The organism is Buchnera aphidicola (Pemphigus obesinymphae), from assembly GCF_026122815.1.
In the GTDB taxonomy this organism is placed as follows: Bacteria; Pseudomonadota; Gammaproteobacteria; order Enterobacterales; family Enterobacteriaceae; genus Buchnera_C; species Buchnera_C aphidicola_BJ.
This window is the reverse complement of record NZ_JAIWQW010000090.1, coordinates 1-448: the sequence shown is the minus strand read 5'-3', so window position 1 is coordinate 448 and position 448 is coordinate 1. Positions and strand designations below refer to the sequence as shown.

Annotated in this window: 1 pseudogene; it reads left to right on the top strand. The window is 24.1% G+C overall.

The features are described 5' to 3' along the window. Positions 1-448 (top strand): annotated as a pseudogene (locus tag LDP10_RS03235) (bifunctional indole-3-glycerol phosphate synthase/phosphoribosylanthranilate isomerase); the annotation flags it as partial.

Sequence of the window (448 nt, the reverse complement as noted above, 5' to 3'; positions counted from 1 at the left end):
AAAAAAAAAATACAAAAAACTGATAGAAATTTTTATCAATCATTAAACAACATTCGTCCATTTTTTGTTTTAGAATGTAAAAAATCTTCTCCTTCGTCAGGAATAATTAGGGAAAAATTTAATCTTATTGACATTTGTCATACTTATAAAAAATATGCTTCTGTAATTTCTGTGTTAACTGATGAACAATATTTTAATGGAAAATTAGAATTTATATCAATAGTTCGATCAATGGTTTCTCAACCTATATTATGTAAAGATTTTTTTATTGATCCGTATCAAGTATATTTAGCCCGTTATTATCAAGCTGATGCCATTTTGCTAATGTTATCTATTTTAGATAATGAACAATATAAAATTCTTTCTAAAATTGAAACAGATATGAACATGGGAATAATTACCGAAGTAAACAATGAAATAGAATTAAATCGTGCAATTTTGTTAAATG